Genomic DNA, 1,181 nt, shown 5'->3' with positions numbered 1-1,181 from the left:
GGCCCCAGCCCCGAAATCCGCTACTCGGATTCGGGATCCGCTAGTCCAATTCGACCAGCCGATCCCTATTCCGAGTAGCGGATTCTTGGTTGCCGGCGGGCGACGCTCTTACGCCGCGCGGCCGAGTCCGAGTTGCTCCTGCCGACGCATCGCGTCCTTCACCCGCCGGACGATCACGTCCGGACGCCGCAGGTCATCCCATACCCAGCGAATCACCACGTAGCCGGCATCTTCCAGATCGCGCTGCCTCTGGCGTTCACGGCTCAGTGCTTCCCGTATCTCCTGCGGGCTGTTCCCGTATTTGCCGAAGCCGTCCGCCTCGCCGATGAGCCTCCATTCTCGCCAGTAGAAGTCCACGCGGAACCGCTTGCCGCTCCGGCCCGACAGCCACACCTGCATCTCGGGCTGCGGGAGACCCGCGAACACCAGGATCAGCCGTATCAACGATTCCAGAACCGATTCCGCCAACCCGCATGTCAGCTCCGGCAGCGCCCGCGCGCGCCCGACACCCGTGCGCCCCTTAGCCAGACCCGCCTCGTCCTGGAGCTCTGGGCGCGACAACATGCCTCGGCGGATGGCCTGATCGGCAGCAGCCACGCCGCTCTCCAGGCTCACCGTCCGTGCGACGTCGATGATCGTCCTGGCCGGAGAGGTCATCTGGATGCCGTCGACGAGTCTGGTCGCCCCCTCCACGGGCAGGGTGAAACACACGAGCGCCGAACTGCGCCGCGTTCCGCCGCCCTCGCGCGGCCGGGTGGCGGTGGGTCGGCCCAAGGGGATCCCGTGGAGCGGCAGCCCGTAGAGCGCGAGGGCGGAGCCGTGCGACATCACCGTCCCGGGTTCCACGGCGAGCGCGGCCGCCCGAGTTCGTTCGAGGAACTCCCGCTCCCTGAGGACGTAGTCGGGCCCGCTCCCGGCGGGCGCCGCTTCCGGCTCGTGGGCGTAGACGCCGGACCGCACCCGCCGTAGCGTTCCGGCGCCGATCCGCCTGTTGATCTCATCGTGGTCTAGGCCGCTGCGGGCGAGCTGCGCGAACGTCGAGAGAAAGGGACTGTCGTGGTCGTCTGTCTTTGATGCACCCATGTTCGGCAGTCTCGCCCACGCCGACACGCGCACTCCCGCCGTGACCTGCGATATGCAGGCAGCCTGTGGAGAAATCCTCCCTGTGGACAACCTCCCCC

General features: G+C 68.2%; 1 protein-coding gene. It reads right to left on the bottom strand.

Features of this window, described 5'->3' with window-relative positions; translation table 11 throughout:
- Positions 1–108: 108 nt before the first annotated feature.
- Positions 109–1,181, bottom strand: a 1,073-nt coding sequence (locus J1M64_RS18515) for a hypothetical protein (protein WP_206475153.1), incomplete at its 5' end; no start/stop codon positions are given.

The organism is Dietzia sp. KRD202 (genome assembly GCF_017168155.1).
GTDB lineage: Bacteria > Actinomycetota > Actinomycetes > Mycobacteriales > Mycobacteriaceae > Dietzia > Dietzia kunjamensis.
The sequence above is the reverse complement of the archived record's forward strand: the minus strand, read 5'-3'. Positions and strand labels throughout refer to the sequence as shown.